This is a genomic window from Nocardioides lentus (assembly GCF_039529515.1).
GTDB lineage: Bacteria > Actinomycetota > Actinomycetes > Propionibacteriales > Nocardioidaceae > Nocardioides > Nocardioides lentus.
In genome coordinates this window covers 457,593-481,391 of record NZ_BAAAMY010000005.1, presented here as the reverse complement: position 1 = coordinate 481,391, position 23,799 = coordinate 457,593, and the positions used below count along the sequence as shown (strand labels likewise).

The following is a 23,799-nucleotide window of genomic DNA, read 5'->3' as shown; positions in this document are numbered from 1 at the left end:
ATGGTCAAGAAGTTCAAGGACAACAACGGCGTCGACCTCGCGGCCGACAAGATCGCCAAGCAGCGCCTCCAGGAGGCCGCGGAGAAGGCGAAGATCGAGCTGTCGTCGTCCTCCGAGACCACGATCCACCTGCCCTACATCACGCACGGCGAGTCCGGCCCGCTGCACTTCGAGGAGCGCCTGACGCGCTCGGAGTTCCAGAAGCTGACCGCCGACCTGCTCGAGCGCACCAAGAAGCCCTTCCAGCAGGTGCTGAAGGACGGCGGCGTCGCCGTTGCCAACATCGACCACGTGGTCATGGTCGGCGGCTCCACCCGCATGCCCGCCGTCACCGACCTGGTCAAGGAGCTGCTCGGCGGCAAGGAGCCCAACAAGGGCGTCAACCCCGACGAGGTCGTCGCGGTCGGCGCGGCGCTGCAGGCCGGCGTCCTCAAGGGCGAGGTCAAGGACGTGCTCCTCCTCGACGTCACCCCGCTGAGCCTCGGCATCGAGACCAAGGGCGGCGTCATGACCACCCTGATCGAGCGCAACACGACCATCCCGACGAAGCGCTCCGAGGTCTTCACCACCGCCGACGACAACCAGCCCTCGGTCGAGATCAAGGTCGCGCAGGGCGAGCGCCAGATGTGGTCGCAGAACCAGCCGCTCGGCAACTTCGAGCTGACCGGCCTGCCCCCCGCGCCGCGCGGTGTGCCCAAGATCGAGGTCGCCTTCGACATCGACGCCAACGGCATCGTGCACGTGTCCGCGAAGGACACCGCCTCGGGTCGCGAGCAGTCGATGACCATCTCCGGCGGGTCGGCGCTCAGCAAGGACGACATCGACCGCATGGTCAAGGAGGCCGAGCAGTACGCCGAGGAGGACGCGAAGCGTCGCGAGGCCGTCGAGGCCCGCAACCAGGCGGACGGGCTGGTCTACACGACCGAGAAGTTCCTCACCGACAACGCCGACAAGCTGCCCGACGAGGTGAAGTCCGAGGTGCAGACCGACCTCGACGCGCTGAAGTCGACGCTGGAGAACGAGGAGGCCTCCTCCGAGGAGCTCCAGGCCGGCGTCACCAAGCTCAACGAGTCCAGCCAGAAGATGGGCGCCGCGATGTACGCCGCCGCCGAGGCCGACCAGGCCGCGGCCGGGGGCACCACCGGGGCGACCGGCGAGGCCGACGAGGACGTCGTCGACGCCGAGATCGTGGACGAGGAGCCGAGCACCGGCACCACCGAGGGCGACAAGCCCGAGGGTGAGTCCAAGTGACCGCTGGACCCGGCGACGACCGTGAGCCGGGGACCCCGCAGGGGGTCCCCGGCGACCCGGCCGAGGAGGCCGTCGAGTTGACGGCGGACCCGTCGGACGTCGGCAGCCTCGACGACCCGGCCGAGGTCACCGACCCGGTCGACGTGGCCGAGGCCGTGGGCGAGCCCGCGGACGAGGGTGCGGACCCCGCGTCCGACCCCGCGTCCGACGAGCTGGCCGTGACGCGGATGGACCTGGCCGAGCGCACCGCCGACCTGCAGCGGCTCCAGGCGGAGTTCGTCAACTACAAGCGGCGCGTCGAGCGGGACCGCGAGATGCTGGCGCAGAACGCGACGTACAAGGTGCTCTCGCCGGTCGTCGAGGTGCTCGACACCATCGACCGGGCGCGGGAGCACGGGGAGCTGGACGGCGGGCTGAAGAGCGTCGCCGACCAGCTGGAGCGGGCCGTGACCCAGCAGGGCCTGGTGCGCTTCGGCGCGCCCGGCGACCCGTTCGACCCCAACCTCCACGAGGCTCTCTCCCACCTGGGCGGGGACCCCGAGGTGGAGGTCACCTCGGTCAAGACCGTGGTGAAGGCGGGCTACCGCATCGGCGAGCGTGTCGTGCGCGCCGCCCAGGTCCTCGTGGTGGACCCGGCCTGAGCGCCGGGCCCCACGGGGCCGCCGTACACACCCCGGGTCACCGGGGGAGGAGAGCGATGAGGGAGGTGCAGCGTGGCTAACGCCGAGTGGCTGAACAAGGACTACTACAAGGACCTCGGCGTCGCGAAGGACGCGTCGGCGGCCGACATCAAGAAGGCCTACCGCCGGCTCGCGCGCGAGAACCACCCCGACTCCAACCCCGGTGACACCGCGAAGCACGACCGCTTCAAGAAGATCGCCGAGGCCTACGACGTCGTCGGCGACGCCGAGAAGCGCACCGAGTACGACCAGATGAAGGCCGCCGGCCCGGCGTTCGGTGGCGGGTTCGGCGGCGGTGGCGGCGGCTTCGGCGGCGGCCAGGGCGGGTTCGACCTGTCCGACCTGCTGCGCGAGCGCGCCGGCCAGGGCGGGATCGGCGACATGTTCGGCGATCTCTTCGGGGGCGCCGGCGGCGCCGGGGGCGGTCGTCGTACGACGTCGCGCCCGCGCGCCGCGAAGGGCGCCGACGTCGAGACCACGGCGACCATCGCCTTCGTCGACGCCCTCGACGGCGTCACCATCTCCCTGCGCCTGGCCAGCGACCAGGCCTGCCCCTCCTGTCAGGGCACGGGCGGCAAGCCCGGCACCCGGCCCCACATCTGCGCGGAGTGCGAGGGCGCCGGCTACGTCAGCGGGCGCCAGGGCGGTGCGTTCTCGATGACCGAGACCTGCCCGGCCTGCGGCGGACGCCAGCTCGTCTACGACGAGCCGTGCCCGACGTGTGACGGCTCGGGGCGCGGGCGGTCCAACCGCACCATCCAGGCCCGCATCCCCGCGGGGGTCAAGGACGGTCAGCGCATCCGCCTGCGGGGCAAGGGCGGCGCGGGCGAGAACGGCGGCCCGGCGGGCGACCTGTTCGTCACGGTGAAGGTCTCGCCGCACCGCCTCTTCGGCCGCAAGGGCGACAACCTGACCCTCGACGTGCCCGTCGCCTTCGACGAGGCCGCCCTCGGCGCCGAGGTCAAGATCCCCACGATCGGTGGCGCCCCGGTCACGCTCAAGCTGCCGGCCGGCACGCCCAACGGGCGGACCTTCCGGGTCCGCGGCCGCGGGGCGAAGCGCGCCGACGGGACCAACGGCGACCTGCTCGCCACGGTCGAGGTGCATGTGCCCGGCCGGCTCGACGAGAAGGCCCGCGAGGCGCTCCAGGCCTACCGCGAGGCACGCGGGGAGAGCACGCTGAGGGCCAACCTGTTCGAGGAGGCGTGACATGGCCGGTCCGTTCGACACCCGCGGTCCCTCGCCCGACGCGGCCGTCTACGTCATCAGCGTCGCGGCCGAGCTGACCGGGCTGCACCCCCAGACGCTGCGGACCTACGAGCGCGTCGGCCTGATCACCCCCGGCCGCACGGCCGGCGGCGGCCGCCGCTACTCCGCGCGCGACATCGACCAGCTGCGCGAGATCGCGGAGCTCACCGCCGCCGGGATCGGCATCGAGGGGGTCCGGCGGATCATGGACCTCGAGCACCGCAGCCTGGCCCTCCAGCAGCGCAACGCCGAGCTGCAGGCCGAGCTGGACGCCACCCGCGAGGCCCTGCGCGACGCGCTGGCCCACCGGCCGGCGACCATGCCGGCCTCCCGGCTGCCGGCCCTGCTGCAGACCGACGCCCCCGGCTCGCTCGTCGTCTGGCGACGCGGCCGCTGAGGTCGGCGCCCCCACCGTCGCCTCCCTCGCCCCTCCCGCCCGTGCGCGCGCAGGGTTAGCCTCGTTCGACCGGGGGAAGGCTGTCGTGCGAGTCGACGGTCGTCGGGAGGGGGAGCGCGTGGCCGAGCCGCTGCTGTGGTGGCACCACCACCACCTCGCCGCGCCCGCGACCGACGGGCGGCACCGCTTCACCGTGCAGCGGCACCCGTGGGGCGTCACGGTGTGGGAGGGCCCCGTGCGGGGTGCGCCCTGGATCCCGTTCCACGTGGTCGACGTCGTCGTGACGGACCCCGACGCCCCCGTCGAGCTGGCCGCCGAGGTGGCGCGTGAGCGGCTGCCCGCGCCCGGGTGGGACCGGCGCCTCGTGCGGGCCCTGCCCGGCGAGCTCAGCCCCCGGACCCCCCGCCACGCGGTGGTCGCGGCCCTCGTCGTGCTGCTGGTCGTGCTGCTGCCGCTCGGTGCCGTCGTGACCGGGGTGGCGGCGGTGCTCGCCGTGCTCGGCGTCGTCGTCGGCGACCTCCTCGCGGGCGACCGCGGTGCGCGGCGCGCCCGTCGTACGGGGCACGTGGCGGCGTCCGTGCCGCTGTCCGGGCGGGTGCAGCTCGCCGACGCGCTCTGCCAGCGGGCCCTGGCGCACGGCATGCCGCACGCGGGCCACGTGCGACGCGCCGTCCGCACCGCCCTCTGGACCTGCCGGGCGCCGGACTCCCGCTCGTCGGGTCGGCTGAACCGGTGGCTGGGCGACGTCGACCGCGCCGACCAGCTGGCGACCGGGGTGGCGATGTACGACCGGTCCATGACCGGCGCCGCCAGCACCGACGGGCTCGGCCCGTCGACGGTGGTCGCGCGGGCCGCGGCGCTGGCGCCGGAGCTGGTCGCCGCCTGCGCCGGCCCCGACGAGGCCCACCGCCGCGAGGCCCTCGCCCAGCTGCGGGACCTGCGCGACGCCTGCCGCGACGCCCGGGCCGCGCGCGAGGCGCTCGAGACCACCGTCGGCCGGGCCGCACCGCCCGAGCTGCGCGCCGTCGGCCCCGACCCGGCCACGGGGGTGGCCGCCGAGGTCGCCGCCGACGCCCGCCGCGAGCGCGTCGGCGACCTGCTCCGCGAGCTGCGGGCCGAGGCCGGCATCCTCCGTGAGGTCGACGCCGAGCTCCGCGGCCGCGACGAGCCGCGCTCGTTCGGCGCCTGACGCGGTCCGGCGTGCGGCGGTGCCGGTCGGCGGGGGACGAGCCGGGCAGGCCCCGTGACCCGGTGAGCGCGGCCCGCTCCGTGTCGGGCCGGACGAGGAGGAGCCGCCGCGGCGGCCGACCGGCACGTTCCCGTCCGCCTGCTGCTCGTCCGGCCCGACGCACTAGCGTCTGCGGGGTGACGGGCGCGCTGATGATCGCCGGCACCACCTCCGACGCCGGCAAGTCCGTCGTGACCACCGCGCTGGCGCGGGCGTTCGCCCGGCGCGGCGTGGACGTGGCCCCGTTCAAGGCGCAGAACATGTCCAACAACTCGATGGTCTGCCGCGACCCGGTCACCGGGGCGACCGCCGAGATCGGGCGGGCGCAGTGGACCCAGGCCCGCGCCGCGCGGGTCGGACCGACCCCGGCCATGAACCCGGTGCTGCTCAAGCCCGGCGGCGACCGCCGCAGCCACGTCGTGGTGAGGGGGCGGCCGGCCGGTGCCGTCGACTCGCGGGACTGGCTGGAGGGGCGGCGCCACCTCGCCACCGCGGCGTACGAGGCGTGGGACGAGCTGACCTCGCGCCACGACGTCGTGCTGGCCGAGGGCGCCGGCAGCCCGACGGAGATCAACCTGCGGGCGGGCGACTACACCAACCTGGGTCTCGCGCGGCACGGGTCGGTGCCGGTGGTGGTCGTCGGCGACATCGACCGGGGCGGGGTCTTCGCGGCGCTCTACGGCACCGTGGGCCTGCTCGAGCCCGCCGACCAGGCGCTGGTCGCGGGGTTCGTGGTCAACAAGTTCCGCGGCGACCCCGTGCTGCTCGGACCCGGGCTCGACGAGCTGGCCCGCCTCACCGGCCGCCCGACGTACGGCGTGCTGCCGTGGAGCGGCGAGGTGTGGCTCGACTCGGAGGACGCGCTCGACCTCGGCGCCGCGCCGGTGGCGGCGGGAGCCGGGGTGAAGGTGGCCGTCGTGCGGCTGCCGCGGGTCAGCAACTTCACCGACGTCGACGCCCTCGCCCTCGAACCGGGGGTGGAGGTCACCTGGGTGTCACGGCCCCGCGACCTCGCCGACGCCGACCTCGTCGTCCTGCCCGGCACCCGCGCGACCGTGGCGGACCTGGCGTGGCTGCGCGAGCGCGGGCTCGACGTCGCGGTGCGCGCGCACGCCGCGGCAGGGCGCCCGGTGCTGGGGATCTGCGGCGGGTTCCAGATGCTCGGGCGCCGGGTGGCCGACCCCGACGGCGTCGAGGGCGCGGTACCGGCGGTCGAGGGGCTGGGGCTGCTCGACGTGACCACGACGTTCACGGCCGACAAGGTGCTGCGGCTGCCGTCCGGCTCGGCGCTGGGCGCGGACGTCACCGGCTACGAGATCCACCACGGCCGGGTGACCCGCGGCTCCGGGCAGGAGTGGCTGGGGGGTGCCCGGTCGGGCCACGTCGCGGGGACGCTGTGGCACGGCTCGCTGGAGTCCGACGGGTTCCGGTCGGCCTACCTCGCGGACGTCGCGCAGGCCGTGGGGGCGACGTGGGAACCCTCGGGAGCCTCGTTCGCGGCGGCCCGGGAGCGGCGCTTCGAGCTGCTCGCAGATCTGGCGGAGGAGCACCTCGACGTCGACGCGCTGCTCGCGCTGGCCCGCGCGGGCGCCCCCGCGGGCCTGCGGGTGCTCGAGCCGGGGGCGGGACGGTGAGCCGCCGGTGACGGGCCCCGTGCGCCTGCTGCTGCTCGGTGGCACCGGTGAGGCCCGCGCGCTCGCCGCGGCGCTGCTCGACGACGGCGTCGACGTGGTGTCGTCGCTGGCCGGGAGGGTCGCGCGGCCCCGACTGCCCGCGGGCGAGGTCCGCACGGGTGGCTTCGGCGGCGTCGACGGGCTGGTCTCCCACCTGCGCGAGGAGGCCTACGACGTGGTCGTCGACGCGACGCACCCCTTCGCCGCGGGCATCTCCGACCACGCCGCCCGGGCGTGCCCGGTGACCGGCACCCCGCTGCTGCGGCTCGAACGCCCGGGCTGGTCCGGCCTCCCGGGGGCGTCGGAGTGGCACTGGGTCGACACCCACGACGACGCGGCCCGTCGTACGGCGGAGCTGGGCCGGCGGCCGTTCGTGACGATCGGCCGTCAGTCGCTGGACGCGTTCGTCGGGCCGCTGCGCGAGGCCGCCGTGCTGGCCCGCGTCGTCGACCCGCCCGAGACGACGCTGCCCGGGACGTGGTCGTTGCTCCAGGACCGCGGGCCCTACACGCTCGCGGGGGAGCGGGCGGTGATGGGTGAGCACGGCGCGGACGTGCTCGTCACCAAGGACTCCGGTGGCGACCTCACCCGTCCCAAGCTCGACGCCGCCGCCGCGCTCGGGGTGCCGGTCGTCGTCGTCGCCCGACCCCGGCCCGCCGCCGGCGTCGAGGTCGTCACCGACGTCGCCTCCGCGCGGGCGTGGGTGGCGGGCCGCTCGTCCCTCGGAGGCTGATGTCGCGGAGCACCAGCAGGGCCAGCACGCCGAGCAGCATCAGGAGCACCCCGGGACACGGTGGCAGCGAGGACGAGGACGACCACGAGCAGACCCCGGAGCGCCGTGATGGGTCAGGGTCGGCCCCTGCGCGGTGTCGCCGGCCTCACAGGAGGAGGCCGAGGTGCTCGGCGACGAGCTCCTCGAGCTCGCCGGTGGAGTCGATGATCTCCAGGCCGCGGTACGCGTAGCGGCCGTCCTCGTCGACGAGCACGAGCAGCGGCAGGCCGAACCGGCCGGGGGCGAGGCGCGCGTCGCGGGTCTCCCCGCCGACGTCGGCCAGCTGCGGGTAGGTGGCCCCGCGGTCGGCGACGAACTCGAGGGCCGCGTCCACCTGCACGTCCTGGAAGTCGATCCCCAGCAGCGGGACCTCGTCCCCGTGCTCCTCGTGGAACGCCTGCAGGACCGGCATCTCCGTCGCACAGGGGACGCAGGACTGCGCCCAGACACTGACCACCATCGGCCCCCGCAGCGTCGACAGGTCGACCGACCGGCCGCCGCCGAGGCACGGCAGCGTCACCGCGGGCAGGTCGCCGGAGCCGGTCCCGCCCGCCGGACGCGGGCAGTCCTCGATCCCTGCCGCGGCCTTCGCCTCCCGCAGCGCGGGGGTGTCGACGTCCACGTCGGCGGGCCCGACGTACGGGACGGTGAAGGAGGGTCCGGCGGTGCCGCTGCAGCCCGCGAGCAGCGCGAGGACCGCGATCGCGAGGGCGGCAGGGGTCCGCGGGAGCACGGCGCCATCCTGCACCGGCCGCCGGCTCGGGGCGGAACGTGGTCGGTTGCTGTCGCTGGGCGACAGCGATCGACCGCGGCTCAGGTGCCGGCTGCGGTGCCCGCGCGGCGCGGCAGGACGAGCGCGACGGCGGCCGCCACCAGCACCGACCCGAGCTGCACGCGCCGGGCGAGGCGGACGGCGCGCTCGACGTCGGCGGGGACGGGGGCACGGCCGTCGCCGAGCACGGGGCGCTGCTCGACGCGGTGGGGGTACGCCGTCTCCCCGCCCAGGCGCAGGCCCAGCGCACCGGCGTACGCCGCCTCCACGACGCCGGCGTTGGGGCTCGGGTGGGAGGCGGCGTCACGCCGCCACGCGCGTCGGGCGCCGGCGTGGTCGGGACCGGCCGCGACCGCCAGCAGTCCCGCGAGGCGGGCGCCGGGCAGGTTGAGCAGGTCGTCGAGACGCGCGGAGGCCCAGCCGAACCGCTCGTGGCGCGGGGTCCGGTGGCCGACCATCGCGTCGAGGGTGTTCGCGGCGCGGTAGGCCAGGAGCCCCGGCGCACCCGCGAGCGCGCCCCAGACCAGGGGGGCGACGACGGCGTCGGAGGTGTTCTCCGCGACGGACTCGACCACCGCGCGGGCGACCCCGTCCGCGTCCAGGGCGCTCGGGTCGCGACCGACCAGGTGGGGGAGCCGGGCGCGGGCGGCGTCGAGGTCGCCGGCGACGAGCCAGGCACCGATCGTGCGGGCCTCGCGCTCCAGGGAGGTGCCGCCGAGGACGGTCCAGGTGGCGAGCGCGACCACGGCGGCCTCGCCCGCGGGTCGGCCGCGGACCGCCCGTCCACCGGCTGCGCCGAGCGCCGTCGCGGCCCCGACGAGCGCCACGCAGTGCAGGGCGCCGCTCGCGCGGGAGTCCGCCCAGATCCGCTGCTCCAGCCCGCCGGCGACCGTGCCGAAGGCCGCCACCGGGTGGCCGCGGCGCGGGTCGCCGAGCGCGCGGTCGGCGGCGTACCCGGCCAGCAGGCCCACCGCCCGCGCGACGCCGCTCACCGGTAGCGTCCCGGACCGTGAAGGTCCTGGTCACCGGCGGCGTGCGCTCCGGCAAGTCCGCGTACGCCGAGGGGCTGCTGGCGCAGGAGCCCGCGGTGTACGTCGCGCCCGGCCCGACCACCGACGAGGACCCCGACCCCGACTGGGCCGACCGGCTCGCGCGGCACCGCGAGCGTCGGCCCGGAGCGTGGACGACCGCCGAGACCCGCGACCTCGCGGCCGCGGTCGACGGCGCCGACGGCGAGGGCCGCCCGGTGATCGTCGACTGCCTCGGCACGTGGCTGACCGCCGTGCTCGACGGGGCCGGCTGGGACGCGCCGCGCGGCGAGCTCGAGCAGGCCGTCGCCGCACCGCTGGCGGCGCTCGTCGACGCCGTCGCCCGCGCGCGCGTCGACGTCGTGCTGGTCACCAACGAGGTGGGCGCCGGGGTGGTGCCGGAGCACCGGTCCGGTCGGGTGTTCCGCGACCTGCTCGGCACCGTCAACCAGCGCGTCGCCACCGCCTGCGACGACGTCGTCCTCGTGGTCGCGGGGCGCACGCTGCGGCTCTAGGGGCCTCACGTCATCCCCACCAGCAGCACCACGAGCGTCAGCTCGATCGAGGCGCCGAACACGTCGCCGGTCACCCCGCCGAGCCGTCGTACGGCGCGCCGCACGAGCAGCGTCACGAGCAGCACCGCGACCCCGACCGCGACCGGCCCGCGCCACCAGTCCAGGCCGGCCACCGCGCCGACCGCCCCGAGCGCGGCGGCGGCGAGGAGCCAGGCCGCGGCGGCCGACGGACGGCCCAGCGACCCGGCGTACGGCGCGGCGAGGCGCGAGCCCGACGCCGCCGGCACGCCGCGGAGGCACGCGGCCGAGTGGGCCACCCGCGCCAGCGCGACGGCCACGCCGACCACCAGGGGGCCCCAGGCGAGGGCGAGCAGCGCGGCGACGGCCGCGGCCTGCACGCCGAGCGCGAGCACGACCGCGGCCACCCCGGCGGGGCCGGTGTCGCCGGATCGCATCACCGCCAGCGAGCGCTCGGCGTCGTACGACGCGGTCAGCGCGTCCGCGGTGTCGGCGAGGCCGTCGACGTGGAAGGCGCGGCTGCCGCCGACCAGCGCCGCGACGACGACCACGGCGACCGCGAGCGGCGCGAGGCCGAGCCCGCGGCCGGCCCAGGCGAGGCCACCGGCGAGGAGCCCGAGGGGTGCGGCGGCGAGGGGCGCCAGCAGCAGCGAGCGCCGCGCCACGGCCGCGTCGACGCGGGTGGGCGGCGGCGTCGGCAGCGCGGTGAGCGTGCCGAGGGCCAGCCGCCAGCCGTCACCCACCCGTGCCGCCCAGGACCTCCGCGAGGGTGGCGGTGTCGCGGAGCAGCGCGACCGCCCCGCGCAGGAGCGGGACGGCGGCGACGGCCCCGGACCCCTCGCCGAGCCGCATGCCGGCGTCCAGCACGGGCACGAGCCCGAGCTCGTCGAGCGCGACCTGCTGGGCGGGCTCGGTGGAGCGGTGGCCGGCGGCCCACCAGCGGCCCGTGCCGGGGGCGATCGCGTCGGCGACGAGCGCGCAGGCGAGGGACACGACGCCGTCGAGCAGCACCGGGACGCGGACCTCGGCGGCGCCCAGGAGGAACCCCGTCATCGCCGCCAGGTCCTCCCCGCCGAGGGCGGCCAGGAGGTCGACGGGGTCGGTGACCTCGCGGCACCGGTCGAGCCCGGTCTGCACGACGGCGGTCTTGCGGACGACGCCCTCGGTGTCGAGACCGGTGCCGGCGCCGGTGACCTCGTGGGCGGGGAGCCCGAGCAGGGCGCCGACGAGGGCGGCGGCCGGCGTGGTGTTGCCGATGCCGACCTCGCCGGGCACGAGGAGGTCGCGGTGCCCCTCCTCCGCTGCGACCGCGCGCCCGCGGGCGAGGGCGGCGCCGGCGCGCTCGCGGGTGGTGGCGTCGGTGAGGTGGAGCGGCTCGCTGGGGCGCCCGACGCTGACGTCCTCGACGCGCACGTCGACGCCGTGCGCGCCGGCCAGGGCCGAGACCCCCGCGCGACCGGACCGCAGCGTGGCGACCATGAGGGCGGTGATCTCCGAGGGGTACGCCGAGGTGCCGTGGGCCGCGACCCCGTGGTCGCCGGCGAACACCACGCACGCGACGTCGTCCAGCGGCCGCGGCGGGCAGCAGCCCTGACATCCCGCGACCCACGCGGCCAGGTCCCCGAGGCGGCCCAGCGCCCCGGCCGGCGTCGCGAGCCCGGCCACCCGCTCCCGGGCCGCCTGCGCGGCGGCCTCGTCGTACGGGCGGGGGGCGGCGGAGGGTGGGGTCACCGGGGCTCCTTCAGGGATTCTGCGTCCCTGGGTCGAGGGGGAGGTCGACGGGCCCTCGGGTCTGGCTCCCGGTCCTCCCGCTGCGGCGGGGAGGGCCGGTCACAGTAGCGCGACTGCGCCGGAGTCCCACCGGCTTCCTCGTGCCCGCGCGAGCAGCGTAGACCCTGGCGCCGGCCTCGCGGAGCGCCCCGGAATCTGGGCGATCCAAGCAGTTCAGCCATTGCCCCACGCGGGGCCGCCATCACCCCTAGCCTCCGAGCGTGCCGCCGGACGACGGGTCCGCCGAGAGGCGGATCGACCAGAGCTCCATGGCACTGCTGCGCGCCACGCTCGACGCCGTCCCGGACGCCGTCCTCGTCGTCGCCGCGGACGGCCGCATCGACCTGGCGAACCGCCGGGTCCGCACCGTCTTCGGCTACGGGCCCGCCGAGCTCGAGGGGCGCGCGGTGGAGGTCCTGGTGCCGGAGGGCGTGCGGGCCGCGCACCCGCGGATCCGCGCGTCGTACGGTCGGCGCCCGCTGGGCCTCATGCAGGTGGCGGCGGTCCGCAAGGGCGGCGAGGAGTTCGCGGCCGAGCTCTCGCTCGCCCCGATCCGGGACGCGGTCAGCGGGACGGTCCGCACGGTGGCGACGGTGCGTGACATCACCGAGAGGATCGGGCTCGAGCGTGAGGCGGACCGGGTCCGGGACCAGGTGCTGGCGACGGTGACCCACGAGCTGAAGACGCCGCTGACCGCGATCCTCGGCTACGTCGAGCTGATGACCGAGCTGGGCGAGGACCAGCTCGGCCCCGACGCGCGGCGCATGCTCGGGGCGGTCCAGCGCAACGCCCGCCGGGAGTTCCGTTTGGTCTCCAACCTGCTCACCGTCGCCGTGTCCGAGCTCGACCGGGTCGCGCTGGTCACGGGGCCGGTCGACGTGGACGACCTGCTCGGGGAGGCGGTCTCCGAGCTGTCGCCGCTGGCGCTGACCAAGTCCCTGCGGCTCGTCCACCTCACGCCCGAGGCGCCGGGCTCCACCACGGTGACCGCCGACCGCGACCGCCTGCTGCAGGTGCTGGACAACCTGATCGGCAACGCCGTGAAGTTCTCCCGCCCCGGCAGCGAGGTGGTCGTGCGGTGCCGACCGCTCGACGAGGCCGTCGTCGTCACCGTCCACGACGAGGGCCCGGGGGTGCCGGTGGCCGAGCAGGAGCTCGTCTTCGAGCGGCTCTACCGCGGTCAGGGCTCGATCGCCGCGGAGACGCCCGGCGCGGGGCTGGGGCTCTCGATCGTCAGGGCGATCGTCGAGGCCCACCACGGCAGCGTCAGCCTCGAGGGCTCCTCGGCCGGCACGACGGTGTCGGTCCACCTACCCCGCTGAGGGGGCCGCCCCGCCGGCCGGTGCGGCTCAGCGTCGCCCGCGCATCCCGAACTGCCGCGCGGCGAGCGCGGGCGGCAGCGGCAGCCACGCCCCGTCCTCGACCCAGTCCACCAGCACGTCGGTCTCCCTCTCCCCGAGCACGCGCGCGAGCCAGGTGTCGCCGTGCCCGCGCGGCCGGCGGTGGTCGCGCACCAGCACGACGTTGCTGCGGTCGCACTCGTCGAGGCAGTCCGCGACGCGCACCCGCACGCTGTCGCTGGCGCACGCGAGCAGCTTGTCGCGCTGCTCGTCGTGGTCGGTGCGTGGGTGCTTCGAGGGGCTGCCGCAGCAGCAGTCACGGCACAGCGTGACGGTGACGTCGGGTCCGCGGCGGCTCACAGCGACGCCGCCAGCTCGCGCCGCGCGACGTCGGCGCGGTGGGTCGCCCAGGCGCGGCCCACGAACCCGGTGAGCGCGAAGCCCAGCACGCCCCACAGGGTGGTCAGCGTCAGCAGCGACGACAGGCGGAACTGCCACAGCAGCCCTGCGGGGAAGGTCCCGAGCTCGTCGACGCCCGGCATCAGCGCGGCGGCGACGGCCACCACGGCGACGTACAGCACGACGCCGAGGGCGGTCGCGGCGTACGGGGTCGAGCTGCGGGCGAAGCGCGACGCCATCGCGACCGCGACCCCGGCGGCGACGACCGAGACCAGCAGGAAGCCGAAGTACAGCGCGGTCCTCGCGCCGATGGTGTCGCCGGAGCCGACGGCGGGCGGGACGGCCGGGTACTTCAGGAAGGGCACCAGCGCGACGGCCACGAACCCGACCCCGGCGACCAGCGCCGTCGTCGCGGGTGGGCTGAGGCGGCCCACCCGTCCCATGGCCGCGGCGGCGGCCAGGGCGACCAGCCCGCCCAGGGCGACGCCGATCGCGACGGTGGCGGTGGCGAGACCGGGTCCGGCCTGCTGCCCGCGGCTGACCGCGGCCTCCTCGCCGTGGGAGTGGCCCGCCTCCTCGGTGCCGTCGTGGGCGTGCGGCTCCGCGGCCGCGGCCGCCCCCTCGAGCGCGATGGCGTCGTCGATCGGAGGCTCGCCGATCGTGAAGGCGACGACGAACGCCGCGATGCCGGCGAGCAGCCCGGCCACGAGGCCGGAGATCAGGTACGTGCGAGCGGTCATGGGGATCCTGTCTGCGGGGACGACGCGCGGGCCCGACCGGGTCGTGGGAGGTCGAGGTGCGCAGGTCGAGGTGCGGGGCCGTCGGCGGTGGCCGGTGGTCGAGGTGCGGGGCCGTCGGCGGTGGCCGGAGGTCGAGGTGCGAGGCCGTCCACGGCCGAGCCACGAGACCCCGGTCGGCCGATTGGCGCGCTACCTCAGTGGCAGGGGAACGCCAGCAGGTGGCGCCCGTCGTGGACCCACTCGTGGATCGCCGTGCCGGCGGGGATGGACACCGCACCCTGGTCGGCGCTGACGAAGAAGATGACCAGCAGCGACAGGAGCCCGGCGAACAGCAGCCACGGCAGCAGCCGCAGGACCGGGATCGAGGGGACCGCGACCCCCGCGGCGGAGGCGGGGACAGGGGAGACCTGGGACATGAGTGCTCCTTCAGGGGTGAGGCGCCCCTGGGTAGTGGTGGAGGTGAGCGAGCACTCGGGTCTGACTTCCGACTCCCCTGGGTGGTGCCCAGGAGGGCCGGTCACAGTAGCGCGACTGCGCCGGACTCCCACCGGCTTCCTCGTGCTCGCCCGCGCAGCGTAGACCCGGAGGTCGCCCCAGGGGAACGGCAGCGCTCGAGTGGGCACGGGGCCGCTCCGCTGCGATGGCCGTCGCGCGACGGTTGACGGTGTAATACGCCGCGTGCGCCGGACACGTACCGAGTGTGAGTGACACCAGTCCCGACGAGGACCGCCTGACGCGACTGTTCGAGCAGTACGCCGTCCGGCTGCGCCTCTACGCCCGGCGCCAGGTCGGCGCGGCCGAGGCCGACGATCTGGTCGCGGAGGCCTTCGTGGTCGCGCTGCGCCGGCCCGAGGCGCTGCCCGACGGGGACGCCGAGGTCTGGCCCTGGCTCGTCGGCACCGCGCGACGCCTCGCGGCCAACCACCGGCGGCGGCTCGCGACCCGCGACCGCCACTGGCAGGAGGTGGTGCGTGAGCACTGGCGCAACGGGGCCGGTTCGCCCGAGGTCGCCGTCGCCGAGCGCGACGCCTGCCTCGCGGCGCTCGCCGCGCTGCCCGCGGCCGACCGCGAGCTGCTGCTGCTCGTGGCCTGGGAGGGCCTGACAGCCGACCAGGCCGCCCGCGTCCTCGACGTACGACGGGGCACCCTCGCCGTCCGCCTCCACCGCGCCCGCCGACGCCTCGCCGCTCTGACCGACGGTCCGACGGACCAGCCCCCGACCCTGCTGCGGCCCGCCGCGGCGCAGGAGTGACGACATGAGCTACCACCAGGACCGCGACCTGCACGACGCGCTGCTCCGCGCCCGGCCGACGGACACCGACCTCCGGGAGGGCTGGCCCGCGCAGGAGCGTGACGATCTGCTGCGCCGGATCCGCGGCGGGGCCGGGCGTGACGAGGCGTCGACCGCCCCCCGGAGTACGCGTGGACGGGTCGCGCTGCTGGCCGCGGCCGCGACGGTGGCGGCAGCGCTCGTCGTCCCGGTGGTCGTGAGCGGCGGTGACGCCGAGGCCCGCGCCGAGCTGCTGCGTCTCGCCGGCGTGGCCGCTGAGGGCGACGGACCGGTCGTCGGGCCGGGCGAGCTCCTCCACGTCGAGGGCTGGAGCCTGCAGGAGAACAGCAGCCTGTTCGGCGATGGCCTGACGCTGGACGACGAGTACGAGAACTGGGTGCGCTGGGACGGTGCGACCTGGGTCGTCCTCCACCGCCCGTCCGCGGGGTGGACGGAGCGCGCCTTCTACCCGCCACCCCGGAGGGCCGACTTCGGCACGCCGACGCCCAGGTTCGTGGCCGACCTGCCTGACGACGCCGCCGGCCTGCGGGCCTACCTCGACGACACCGTGTCGGGGTCGAACTCCCACGACGAGGCGCTCTTCGTCGCGGTCAGCGACCTGGTGAACTCCCGCCTCCTCGACCCCGCGACGTTCGCGGTCGCCCTCGAGGTGCTCGCCGACGTGGGCGGCGTGGAGACCCGCGACGTCGAGGTCGACGGACGCGACGCCGTCGCCATCAGCCACGACCGCTTCGTCGTCGGGGCGCTGGGACGCAAGACGATCGTCGTCGACCGCGAGACCGGTCAGCTCCTCGGCAGCGAGAGCTCCGACCCCGGCGGCAGGTCCCGCGCGCGGATCACCCTGCTCGAGACCGTCGACCGCGTGCCGGAGCGGGTGCGCGCCGACCTGCGCCGCTACGGCAACGGCTCCCGGACCTGCGCCGACGGGCAGGAGGCCGATCCGCATGACGGCACCTGCGCCTGAACGACGCCGCTACGGTGTCGCTCATGGAGCCTCACGGTCGGGCGGTGCCCCGTTCCCGATGACGACGCGCACGGCGGGACGCCGGCCCTTCCGCCCCGGCGAGCTCCACGAGATCGGTGACCGGCTCTGGGTCGTCGACGAGGTCCAGCCGGTCGCGGCGCTGGTCGACCCGCGGACCGCAGCGGTCAGGTCCGTCATCGCATGGCCGGAGCTCCCGCCGGGTCGTGAGCTCCACGATCGCCGCGTCCTCCCTGCCGTCGACGGACTCTGGGTGCAGCACGACGGCGGGCCCGTCGTCCACGTGCGCGCCGACGGGTCGCGCGACGGCCATCACGCAGGCGACGGGACGTTGTCGGTCGTCTCCGCCCACGGTGCCTGGTGCGTCACCCGCCAGGTCGATCAGGACGACGAGGACCACGACGACGACGAGGACGAGGAAGGTCCCGCCGACGTCTCCGAGCTGCGTCTGCTGTCGCCCGTGGATCACAGCCGTGCGGTCGAGGTCGAGGGCGACGTACGGTCGGTCCGCTCCTCGAGCGGCGACGTCGTCGTCGAGGTCCGCCTGCCGGCCCCCCACGAGGGCGCCACGTCGTGGATGCGACTCGCCGCGGGCGACGTGGCGCCGACCCGGTTGACGCTCGCCGACCACGGCTGCGCCGACCCAGGGGTGGTGCCGGCGCGCGCGTCCCGCGAGGTGCTCCCGACCTGGTTGCCGCCCACGGTCGAGCCGGAGCGCGGCGGCGCCCCCGTGCCCCACGTCCGCGCCTCGGGCCACGACTGGCACCTGGGCCACGAGCGCGGAGGCCGGTGGCCGCACCCGCTGATCGCGCTCGCGGTCGACGACCAGGGAGCGACCGTCCACCGGATCGACCTCGGCCCGGCGTCGCTGCAGGACGTGACCCTGGCGGGCTCGGCCCTCTGGATCGCCGTGCACCGACCTGACCGTCGTCGAGGTCGGGGGCACGACGCCCCGGGGGAGCTCCTGCGGATCGACCCGGCGACGGGTGAGGTCGAGCAGGCGATCGGACCCGACGCCCTCGACGTCGCCGGCCGCGGCTGGCCCCGCGGAGCGACGCCCGTCGACGCCGGCGACTACGAGTCCGCGACGAGGGCGGGTCTCGCTGAGCTCGATCGGTTCTGGACCGGGACCGACGGACGTGTCACGCCGCTCGCGACCGGCATGTCCGACAGCCGCGCCGAGCTGGTCGGCTCCTGGCCGGACACCTGTGTCGAGGTCACCTTCGACTGGTCCTTCCGTCCAGGAGTGCGGCTGCGACGGCGCATCCCGCTCTACGACGTCCTCGGCCGTGTCGCGGTCCCCGACAGCCCCGACATCGATCTCATGGAGGACCTCGACACCGGTGACGTCCCGCCCGCGTCGTACGCCGTGGCCGGTGTCCTCGACGTCTGAGGCGGTCCGCGGGCGCCGCGCGCCCGCGCCCCACGTCACCGCAAGGGCTTCCGTCCGCGGGCGCGGCGGGGCATGCTCCGGGTCATGTTCGGACTCGGGACGATCGAGATCGTCATCCTCTACCTGATCCTCGCGGCGATCGCCGTCTTCCTCGGCTGGGTCCTGGTGCGCGCCACGCGCCGCTGAGCGGCGTCCCGCATCACCCCTCCTCGGCAGGTCCCCCCGCGCCCTCGCGCAGCGCACGGACCATGCCCCGCAACGCCCGCAGCGCTGCCTCCTGCTCGGTCTCGTCCATGCCGGCCAGCATCCGGAGCTCGACCGAGCGGACGGCGGCGGACGCCGACTCGAGGCGACGCCGCCCCCGAGGTGTGAGCCGGGTCGGCAGCACCCGCCCGATGGGGGCCGCGTCCGGCCGGGTGACGAGTCCCTCCTGCTCGAGGGTCTGCAGCAGGGTGCTCATCGACTGCCGCGTCACGAACGCGCCGCGCGCGAGCTCCGAGCTCGACAGGCCCGGTCGCTGGGCCAGGAGCTCGAGGCAGGAGTAGCGGGTCACGGTCATCCCGAGGGGACGCAGCACCTCCTCCATCGCCGCGCGCAGCGCGCTGGAGGCCTCCTTGAGCAGGTACCCCAGGGAGGTCTCGAGCTCGATGCCACCACCGTCTTGACTCATGTCAGGAGTCTGACATACGGTCATGGATGTCAGATATCTGACATCCATGACGAAGGAGCTCCGCATGCCCGTGACCGGCCCCGACTTCATCTCGCTCCAGGTCAGCGACCTGGACGCCTCGCAGGCGTTCTACGAGCGCTACCTCGGCCTCGTCCGCTCGCCGGCCGGCCCGCCGCACGCGGTCGTCTTCACCACGACCCCGATCGCGTTCGCGCTGCGCGACGTCGTGCCCGGCACGGATCTCGCCTCGGGGGACCGGCCCGGCCTCGGCGCCGCGATCTGGCTCCACGCCACCGACGTCCAGGCCATCCACGACGCTCTCGACGCCGACGGCCACCGCATCGTGGCCGCGCCGATCGACGGCCCGTTCGGCCGGACGTTCACCTTCGCCGACCCCGACGGCTACCACGTCACGCTCCACGACCGCGCCTGATCGACCGCTAGCGTCGGCGCCGTGCCCGCACCCACGACACGTGAGCTGATCAGCCGGTACGCCGCCCGCCTGGAGGGCCCGCTGCTGACCGACCACGCGGTGGTCTCACCCCTGGGGGTCTGGCTGCTCCTGGCCCTGGTCGCCCCGGTGGCCGACGGCGAGGAGCGACAGCGTCTCGAGGCCGCCCTCGGCACGGACGACGCGGCGCGGCGCGCCGCCGAGCTGCTCGCCGACCCGCACCCCGCGGTCGCGGCCGCGGTGGCCGTCTGGGACCGCCACCTCGGTCCGTCGTACGACGGGTGGGCGCGGACGCTGCCGGGCGCGGTCGAGCGGGGGCCGGTGCCGACGCAGGCCGGGGCCGACGCCTGGGCGCGGGAGCGGACCCGGGGGATGGTCGAGACCTTCCCGGCCGAGGTCGACGACCTGACCGCCCTGGTCCTCGCCTCCGCGCTCGCGACCGACATCAGCTGGAGCGTCGCGCTCGACGAGACCGACGGGTTGCTCCGCGTCCGCAACGGCGTCCAGCTGGTGGCCGAGACCGAGGCCGCCGGTCCGGTGGCCGTGGCGGCGCCGTCGTCCTCCTCCGCCCTCGAAGTGCTCAGCGTGGTCGCCGCGGCCGACGTGGAGCCTGAGCGCGTGCTCGCGTCCGCCCACGAGGTGGCCGCCCTGCTGGTCGGCGACGACTCCCCGGCGCGTCGCGTGCCGGTCGCCGACCTGGTCGACGGGCACGCCTGGACCGTCCGCGAGCGGCGGGAGCTCGGCTCCGGGCCGCCCGAGCAGGAGGAGTGGCGGACCTCCCTGCCCGCGTGGTCGGCCTCCGGCGAGCACGACCTCGGGGGCGCCCCGGGGATGGCGGAGGCGTTCGCGACGCTGGCCGGCTTCGCGCGTCCCGAGGACCGGCCCGTCGAGCTGCGGGCGCGGCAGGCGGCGGTGGCGTCGTACACGCGGACCGGCTTCCGTGCCGCCGCCGTGACCGGCATCGCGATGCGTGCCGCCGGGCTCGCGCCCGCCCAGGAGGTCCTGGTGCGGCGCGTCGAGGTCCTCGTCGACCGCCCCTTCGCGGTGCTCGCGCGATGCTCCGTGCGCGACGGGCCGCGCGCCTGGCGGGGCGTGCCGGTGTTCAGCGCCTGGGTCGCGGAGCCGTTCGCCGGCTGACCCCGTCCGGACGACCGGGCCCCGGGGCCGGTCGTCAGACGAGACCGTGCTCGTGCGCGAACACGACGATCTGCACCCGGTCGCGCAGCGCGAGCTTGCGCAGGATCGCGCCGACGTGGGTCTTCACGGTCGACTCCGAGGTGAAGACGCGGGCCGCGATCTCCGCGTTCGACAGCCCTCGGGCCACCGCGTCGAAGACCTCGCGCTCGCGGTCGGTGAGGCCGGTGAACGCGGCCGGCGGCGGGTCGGGGGTGACCACTGCCGAGTCGAGCAGGGTGACGAGGTCGGTGGGTGCGAGCACCGCGTTGCCGGCGTGCACGGTGCGGATCGCGTCGCGCAGCTGCGCCGGCGTGGTGTCCTTCAGCAGGAAGCCGGACGCGCCGTGCCGGATCGCCGTCGCCGCCCGGTCGTCGAGGTTGAAGGTCGTCAGCACGACCACCCGCACCGGCGTCCGGCGGGCCGGGGCGTCGCCGGCGAAGATCCGGCGGGTGGCCTCGACGCCGTCCATGACGGGCATCCGGATGTCCATCAGCACCACGTCGGGCTCGAGCTCGGCGACCATCCGCACGGCCTCCTCGCCGTCCCCGGCGGTGCCGACGACGCCCATCCCCTCCTGGGCGTCGACGATCACCCGCACGCCCTCGCGGAAGAGGTCCTGGTCGTCGACGAGCAGGACCCGGATGTCGGCGGTCGGCTCGACCGGCCCGGACGCGGTCATCGGCGCACCGGGACCCACGCCGTGGCGGTGAACGTCCCTGCGCGCCGGCGCACGTCGAGGCGGTCGCCGACGGACTCCAGCCGCCGTCGCATCCCCGTGATGCCACGGCGCGCCGACGACCCGTCGGCGGGCGAGGCGGTCGGGGGCCCCGCGTGGGGTGCGGCGGCGTCCCAGGCGGCCGTGTCGTGGGTGTCGCCCGGCCCGGCGACCACCTCGTGGGCCACCTCGTTGACCACCTCGAGACGCAGGTCGTCGTCCCAGTGGCGCTCGACGTGGACGACGGCGTCGCGGGAGCCGTGGCGCACGGCGTTGGTCAGCATCTCCTGCAGCACCCGGTAGGCGACCTCGGCCAGCTCCGGGGGCAGTGGCCGCGGCTGTCCGACCTCGTGCGACTCGACGCGGTGGCCGCTGCGGCGGACGCCGGTGACCAGCTCGTCGAGCGCGCCCGGGGGAGTGGCGGTGCCGTCGCGGGTGGTGTCGAGCACGGCCCGCACGTCGCGCAGCGAGTCGCGGGACGCCTCGGCGATGGTCGCGAGGGTGGTCTTGAGGCGGGCCGGGTCGTCGGGCAGGTACTGCGCCGACTCCGCCTGCGCCAGGATCACCGCCAGGGAGTGCCCCACGACGTCGTGCACGTCGGCGGCGAGCCGCGCCTGCGAGGCCCGGAGGGCGGCGAGCTCCTCGGCCTGGGCGCGGGCCGCCTCCGCCTGCACCGTCGTGGCCTCCGCGACGGCCTGCGACTCCTGCGAGGTGCGGGCCCGCTCGGAGAACCGCAGGGCGAGCCCCGCGAGCCAGGGTGCCCCGAGCGGGAGCAGCGCCACGGTCAGCAGGATCCCGAGCACCCCGAGGTCGGGCAGGACGGTGAAGAGGTCGAAGAACGGCTGCGAGGACCGGACTCCGAACGGCTCGTAGAGCCGCGACGCGATCGCGACCACGGCCAGGCTGATCCCGACCGGGATCGCCAGGCCGCTGGTGGTCACCGTCGCGGGCTGACCCCACCGGGCGCACCCGAACGCCACGATCCCGACGCTCAGCTGCACCAGGAGCAGCGGCACGTCGACCAGCACCTGCATGCCGGCGGTCATCCACACCACCGCGAGCGCGACCGCCGGCGCGCGGCGGGCGAGTCCGGCGGCGATCGCGAACCCGACGACCACGTAGTAGGCGTCACCGAGGGTCACCTCGACGATCTCCGGGTTGTCGAGCAGCTCGAGCAGCCCCAGCACGAGCACGACCAGGCCGACCGCGGCGTCGGGCGCCCATGCCCGGGCCACCCGCAGCGCACGCCCGCGGCCGTCCTCGCGGCCGGCGGCGGTGCGCGGGGGGAGGGTCGTCGTCGCCGACGGGTCACGGGTGAGCGGCGTCATGGGACCAGGCTCGTCCGTCGGGCGCGCGGCGTCGTCCACCTCAGGTGCCGGGCCGCTCCGTCTCGGGGGCGATCCTCGGTCGCCGTCGGGGCTACCCGTCCTGACCACGGACGCCGCGGAGGCCACCGTCGAGGTTGACCACGTCGGTGTAGCCCAGGCGGGTGAGGGTGTCCGCGCCGAGCGAACCCCGGCCCCCGCCGTTGCAGTAGGTGACGACCGGGGCGTCGCGGTCGGGCAGCAGCTCGGCCGCGCGGGCCTCGATCTCGTCGACCGGGAGGTTCACGGCGCCGTCGAGGTGGTCCGCGTCGTACTCGGCGGGGTCGCGCACGTCGACGACCGTCCGTGCCCCGGCGGCGAGCGCCTCGTCGGCCGAGGCGTGGGTGACGCGCCGGCGTGCGTCCTCGGCGCGGCGGGCGCGGTCCTCGAAGTGGTCCGTCATCAGGTCTCCTGTCGGGGCCGCGGCGTACGACCGACTGCCGCGGGATCGCTGCTCGAAAGGGGCCCGGAGGGGCCTGCTGCAGTGACCGTAACACCGCGTTACAGGACTGCGGCGCGTCACGACTCCGCTTGACATGCGATCGTGCGCATATAAGGATCTCTGCATGGAACCGGTCGCCGTCACGTACGGCGGGGTCAGCGAGCTGTTCTCGGCGCTCGCCAACCCCGTGCGTGCCGCGGTGGTGCACCGGCTCTCGGAGCGGCCGCGGACGGTCTCCGAGCTCACCGACGAGCTCGAGGTCTCCCAACCCCTGATGTCGCAGCACCTGCGGGTGCTGCGGGGGGCCCGGATCGTCACCGCGACCCGCACCGGACGCACCACGACGTACGCCCTCCTCGACGAGCACGTGGCGCACGTCTTCCTCGACGCCTTCACCCACACCCAGGAGCACCCGCATGACTGAGACCGCCCCCCACTCCGAGGCCGAGAAGCACGCCCACACCCACGGCCCGGGCTGCGGCCACCTCGCCGTCGTCCACGAGGACCACGTCGACTACGAGCACGACGGCCACCTGCACCACGAGCACGACGGCCACTACGACGAGTGCACGAAGTGCCAGTGCTCCGACTGCGACGACTCGTGCGCCACCTGCTCGTGCAGCGACTGCTCGTGCCCCACGTGCAACCACGCGACCTGCCAGTGCGGCAACTGCGGCGGCGACCAGTGCGCCAACTGCGTCTGCGCCGACTGCTCCTGCTCGACCTGCAAGCACGCCGCCTGAGGCGGACCTCGCCGGAGGCCGCAACGGCCCGGACCCCGAGCGGGGTCCGGGCCGTCGTGCCTCCTAGTCCCGGGGGCCGTCGGGACGGATCCAGCCCCGCCGCACGGCCTCGTCCACCAGGCGGCCCGCGGCGTCGCCGAGCGTCGTGGACCCGGCGACGACCCCGGCCTCGCGCCGCCGTACGGCGGACTCGGTGGCGCCCGGCATGCCCCACGTGCCGCCCCGGCCGACCCAGTTCAGCAGCAGCGGCTGGAGGCGGTCCATCGCCTTGGCGAACCGGGCCTCGGGGGTGGCGCCGGCCTCGAACTCGTCCCAGAGCGCCCGCAGCCCGCGGGCCTGGTCGTCGGGCAGCAGCGCGAACAGACGGTCGGCCGCCGCCTCCTCCCGCTCCTGCTGGCCCACCACGGCGGCCGGGTCGAAGACCGGGCTGTCGCCGGCGTGGATCTCCACCAGGTCGTGGATCACGACGAGGGTGACGGTGTGACCCACATCGATGGGCTCCACGGCGTACTCGGCGAGCAGGGACACCATCAGCGCGAGGTGCCAGGAGTGCTCGGCGTCGTTTTCGCGCCGGTCGGCCGCGGCCAGCGGCGAGGCCCGGAGCACGGTCTTGAGCCGGTCGACCTCGGTCACGAAGGTCAGCTGGCGACGCAGCCGCTCGTCGAGGTCCTCGGGCAGCGGGCTGCGGTCGATCAGCAGGGCCTCGTCGGTCTTCTCGGTCCGGTCCACGGCCCCGAACCT

At 75.8% G+C, this 23,799-nt stretch carries 28 protein-coding genes; 16 read left to right on the top strand and 12 right to left on the bottom strand.

All coding sequences use genetic code 11. The features are described 5' to 3' along the window. The 7 genes from ABD158_RS13240 to ABD158_RS13210 form a co-directional block, all read left to right on the top strand. Positions 1 to 1,251, top strand: a 1,251-nt coding sequence (locus ABD158_RS13240) for an Hsp70 family protein (RefSeq protein WP_344007918.1), incomplete at its 5' end; no start/stop codon positions are given. Continuing rightward, positions 1,248 to 1,892: a nucleotide exchange factor GrpE gene (grpE, locus tag ABD158_RS13235; protein ID WP_344007914.1), complete on the top strand. Its 645-nt coding sequence runs from the start codon at positions 1,248 to 1,250 to the stop codon at positions 1,890 to 1,892. The genes ABD158_RS13240 and grpE, both read left to right, overlap by 4 nt. Before the next feature lie 72 nt (positions 1,893 to 1,964). After that, complete coding sequence (gene dnaJ, locus ABD158_RS13230) at positions 1,965 to 3,140, top strand: molecular chaperone DnaJ (protein WP_344007912.1); 1,176 nt, start codon at positions 1,965 to 1,967, stop codon at positions 3,138 to 3,140. Between the two features lies 1 nt (position 3,141). Then, on the top strand, positions 3,142 to 3,576 hold the full coding sequence (locus tag ABD158_RS13225) for a heat shock protein transcriptional repressor HspR (protein WP_344007910.1): 435 nt from the start codon (positions 3,142 to 3,144) through the stop codon (positions 3,574 to 3,576). A gap of 118 nt (positions 3,577 to 3,694) precedes the next feature. Further along, positions 3,695 to 4,765, top strand: a complete 1,071-nt coding sequence (locus ABD158_RS13220) for a hypothetical protein (protein WP_344007908.1) — start codon at positions 3,695 to 3,697, stop codon at positions 4,763 to 4,765. 191 nt (positions 4,766 to 4,956) lie between these two features. Beyond that, positions 4,957 to 6,438, top strand: coding sequence for a cobyric acid synthase (locus ABD158_RS13215; protein ID WP_344008017.1), 1,482 nt, complete (start codon positions 4,957 to 4,959; stop codon positions 6,436 to 6,438). A 7-nt stretch (positions 6,439 to 6,445) separates the two neighbouring features. Continuing rightward, entirely contained in the window at positions 6,446 to 7,210 is a 765-nt protein-coding gene (locus tag ABD158_RS13210) for a cobalt-precorrin-6A reductase (RefSeq protein WP_344007906.1), read from the top strand. A gap of 145 nt (positions 7,211 to 7,355) precedes the next feature. On the opposite strand, the gene ABD158_RS13205 is transcribed toward ABD158_RS13210, so the two are convergent. Together ABD158_RS13205 and ABD158_RS13200 are read right to left on the bottom strand one after the other, a co-directional pair. Continuing rightward, positions 7,356 to 7,982 carry a TlpA family protein disulfide reductase gene (locus tag ABD158_RS13205; RefSeq protein WP_344007904.1) on the bottom strand — a complete coding sequence of 209 codons (627 nt, stop codon included), beginning with the start codon at positions 7,980 to 7,982 and terminating at the stop codon, positions 7,356 to 7,358. An 80-nt stretch (positions 7,983 to 8,062) separates the two neighbouring features. Then, the gene (locus tag ABD158_RS13200; protein ID WP_344007902.1) at positions 8,063 to 9,013 is read right to left on the bottom strand and encodes a cobalamin biosynthesis protein; all 951 of its coding nucleotides are present in this window, start codon (positions 9,011 to 9,013) and stop codon (positions 8,063 to 8,065) included. Between the two features lie 17 nt (positions 9,014 to 9,030). Between ABD158_RS13200 and cobU the strand changes: the two genes are divergently transcribed. After that, positions 9,031 to 9,564, top strand: a complete 534-nt coding sequence (gene cobU / locus ABD158_RS13195) for a bifunctional adenosylcobinamide kinase/adenosylcobinamide-phosphate guanylyltransferase (RefSeq protein ID WP_344007900.1) — start codon at positions 9,031 to 9,033, stop codon at positions 9,562 to 9,564. A gap of 5 nt (positions 9,565 to 9,569) precedes the next feature. Here the strand turns inward: cobU and ABD158_RS13190 are convergent, their stop codons facing one another. Both ABD158_RS13190 and ABD158_RS13185 read right to left on the bottom strand, forming a co-directional pair. After that, a complete protein-coding gene (locus ABD158_RS13190; RefSeq protein ID WP_344007898.1) occupies positions 9,570 to 10,325 on the bottom strand; it encodes an adenosylcobinamide-GDP ribazoletransferase in 756 nt (251 codons plus the stop codon). Then, positions 10,318 to 11,313 (bottom strand): nicotinate-nucleotide--dimethylbenzimidazole phosphoribosyltransferase, encoded by a 996-nt coding sequence (locus ABD158_RS13185; RefSeq protein WP_344007896.1) that lies wholly within the window; start codon positions 11,311 to 11,313, stop codon positions 10,318 to 10,320. Before ABD158_RS13185 ends, ABD158_RS13190 begins: the two co-directional genes overlap by 8 nt. A gap of 260 nt (positions 11,314 to 11,573) precedes the next feature. On the opposite strand from ABD158_RS13185, the gene ABD158_RS13180 reads away from it, so the two are divergent. Next, positions 11,574 to 12,674: a sensor histidine kinase gene (locus ABD158_RS13180; RefSeq protein WP_344007895.1), complete on the top strand. Its 1,101-nt coding sequence runs from the start codon at positions 11,574 to 11,576 to the stop codon at positions 12,672 to 12,674. Positions 12,675 to 12,701: 27 nt separating this feature from the next. Here ABD158_RS13180 and ABD158_RS13175 read toward each other — a convergent pair whose 3' ends face one another. From ABD158_RS13175 to ABD158_RS13165, 3 genes are all read right to left on the bottom strand, one after another. After that, entirely contained in the window at positions 12,702 to 13,052 is a 351-nt protein-coding gene (locus ABD158_RS13175) for a hypothetical protein (protein ID WP_344007893.1), read from the bottom strand. Further along, positions 13,049 to 13,831: a CbtA family protein gene (locus tag ABD158_RS13170; protein WP_344007891.1), complete on the bottom strand. Its 783-nt coding sequence runs from the start codon at positions 13,829 to 13,831 to the stop codon at positions 13,049 to 13,051. The genes ABD158_RS13175 and ABD158_RS13170 overlap by 4 nt, the downstream gene beginning before the upstream one ends. Positions 13,832 to 14,025: 194 nt before the next feature. Then, entirely contained in the window at positions 14,026 to 14,247 is a 222-nt protein-coding gene (locus ABD158_RS13165) for a CbtB domain-containing protein (RefSeq protein ID WP_344007889.1), read from the bottom strand. Positions 14,248 to 14,531: 284 nt separating this feature from the next. Here ABD158_RS13165 and ABD158_RS13160 point away from each other — a divergent pair, with 284 nt between their 5' ends. The 3 genes from ABD158_RS13160 to ABD158_RS13150 are packed head-to-tail and all read left to right on the top strand — an operon-like array spanning position 14,532 to position 17,497. Next, on the top strand, positions 14,532 to 15,083 hold the full coding sequence (locus tag ABD158_RS13160) for an RNA polymerase sigma factor (protein ID WP_344007887.1): 552 nt from the start codon (positions 14,532 to 14,534) through the stop codon (positions 15,081 to 15,083). Positions 15,084 to 15,087: 4 nt separating this feature from the next. Continuing rightward, a complete protein-coding gene (locus tag ABD158_RS13155) occupies positions 15,088 to 16,086 on the top strand; it encodes a CU044_5270 family protein (protein ID WP_344007884.1) in 999 nt (332 codons plus the stop codon). Between the two features lie 58 nt (positions 16,087 to 16,144). Continuing rightward, positions 16,145 to 17,497: a hypothetical protein gene (locus tag ABD158_RS13150; protein WP_344007882.1), complete on the top strand. Its 1,353-nt coding sequence runs from the start codon at positions 16,145 to 16,147 to the stop codon at positions 17,495 to 17,497. A 199-nt stretch (positions 17,498 to 17,696) separates the two neighbouring features. Here the strand turns inward: ABD158_RS13150 and ABD158_RS13145 are convergent, their stop codons facing one another. Then, on the bottom strand, positions 17,697 to 18,167 hold the full coding sequence (locus tag ABD158_RS13145; protein WP_344007880.1) for a MarR family winged helix-turn-helix transcriptional regulator: 471 nt from the start codon (positions 18,165 to 18,167) through the stop codon (positions 17,697 to 17,699). A gap of 46 nt (positions 18,168 to 18,213) precedes the next feature. Here ABD158_RS13145 and ABD158_RS13140 point away from each other — a divergent pair, with 46 nt between their 5' ends. Together ABD158_RS13140 and ABD158_RS13135 are read left to right on the top strand one after the other, a co-directional pair. Next, positions 18,214 to 18,600, top strand: coding sequence for a VOC family protein (locus tag ABD158_RS13140; protein ID WP_425573197.1), 387 nt, complete (start codon positions 18,214 to 18,216; stop codon positions 18,598 to 18,600). Positions 18,601 to 18,621: 21 nt separating this feature from the next. Next, positions 18,622 to 19,755, top strand: coding sequence for a hypothetical protein (locus tag ABD158_RS13135; protein ID WP_344007878.1), 1,134 nt, complete (start codon positions 18,622 to 18,624; stop codon positions 19,753 to 19,755). A gap of 34 nt (positions 19,756 to 19,789) precedes the next feature. Here ABD158_RS13135 and ABD158_RS13130 read toward each other — a convergent pair whose 3' ends face one another. The 3 genes from ABD158_RS13130 to ABD158_RS13120 form a co-directional block, all read right to left on the bottom strand. Further along, positions 19,790 to 20,473, bottom strand: a complete 684-nt coding sequence (locus ABD158_RS13130) for a response regulator (protein WP_344007876.1) — start codon at positions 20,471 to 20,473, stop codon at positions 19,790 to 19,792. Further along, the gene (locus tag ABD158_RS13125; RefSeq protein WP_344007874.1) at positions 20,470 to 21,837 is read right to left on the bottom strand and encodes a sensor histidine kinase; all 1,368 of its coding nucleotides are present in this window, start codon (positions 21,835 to 21,837) and stop codon (positions 20,470 to 20,472) included. Before ABD158_RS13125 ends, ABD158_RS13130 begins: the two co-directional genes overlap by 4 nt. Positions 21,838 to 21,928: 91 nt before the next feature. Continuing rightward, positions 21,929 to 22,276 (bottom strand): rhodanese-like domain-containing protein, encoded by a 348-nt coding sequence (locus ABD158_RS13120; RefSeq protein ID WP_344007872.1) that lies wholly within the window; start codon positions 22,274 to 22,276, stop codon positions 21,929 to 21,931. A 163-nt stretch (positions 22,277 to 22,439) separates the two neighbouring features. On the opposite strand from ABD158_RS13120, the gene ABD158_RS13115 reads away from it, so the two are divergent. Further along, positions 22,440 to 22,739, top strand: coding sequence for an ArsR/SmtB family transcription factor (locus ABD158_RS13115; protein ID WP_344007869.1), 300 nt, complete (start codon positions 22,440 to 22,442; stop codon positions 22,737 to 22,739). Beyond that, positions 22,732 to 23,058, top strand: a complete 327-nt coding sequence (locus ABD158_RS13110) for a hypothetical protein (protein WP_344007867.1) — start codon at positions 22,732 to 22,734, stop codon at positions 23,056 to 23,058. The genes ABD158_RS13115 and ABD158_RS13110 overlap by 8 nt, the downstream gene beginning before the upstream one ends. Before the next feature lie 63 nt (positions 23,059 to 23,121). Here ABD158_RS13110 and ABD158_RS13105 read toward each other — a convergent pair whose 3' ends face one another. Beyond that, positions 23,122 to 23,787 (bottom strand): HD domain-containing protein, encoded by a 666-nt coding sequence (locus ABD158_RS13105; RefSeq protein ID WP_344007865.1) that lies wholly within the window; start codon positions 23,785 to 23,787, stop codon positions 23,122 to 23,124. Positions 23,788 to 23,799 lie beyond the last annotated feature (12 nt).